The organism is Streptomyces griseorubiginosus, assembly GCF_017614965.1.
In the GTDB taxonomy this organism is placed as follows: Bacteria; Actinomycetota; Actinomycetes; order Streptomycetales; family Streptomycetaceae; genus Streptomyces; species Streptomyces griseorubiginosus_B.
Genome location: NZ_WVUG01000742.1, coordinates 1 through 436, shown reverse-complemented (window position 1 = coordinate 436; position 436 = coordinate 1). Strand labels below are relative to the sequence as shown.

The window sequence follows — 436 nt, the reverse complement described above, 5'->3', positions numbered from 1 at the left end:
GGGTACGGCTACCCCGCCTACCCGCAGGGCTACGGCTGGCCCGGTATGCAGGCGCCCCCGCAGAACGGAATGGGCACCGCGGCGATGGTGCTGGGCATCCTGTCCTGCTGCCTGTTCTGCCTCTACGGCGTCGTCGGCCTGATCCTCGGCGTCCTCGCGGTCGTCTTCGGCGTCAAGGGCAAGCGGCGCGCGGACCGCGGCGAGGCGACCAACCGCGGACAGGCCCAGGCGGGCTTCATCACCGGCATCATCGGCATCATCCTGGGCCTCGCCACCATCGCCCTGCTGATCGTCGGCATCGTCCTGGCCATCAACGACGAGAAAAACCGCACGGACGACGAACCGTCCTACAACTCGGCCCCCGGCATCTCCGCCCCACTCGTCGCCCAGGACTGACGGCCCAGGGCTGAGCGCGGGCCCCCGCTCAGCCCCCTGC

General features: G+C 70.6%; 1 protein-coding gene. It reads left to right on the top strand.

What is annotated here, in order from left to right; genetic code table 11:
- Positions 1 to 396, top strand: a 396-nt coding sequence (locus GRC12_RS45065) for a DUF4190 domain-containing protein (protein ID WP_208786159.1), incomplete at its 5' end; no start/stop codon positions are given.
- Between the last annotated feature and the right edge of the window lie 40 nt (positions 397 to 436).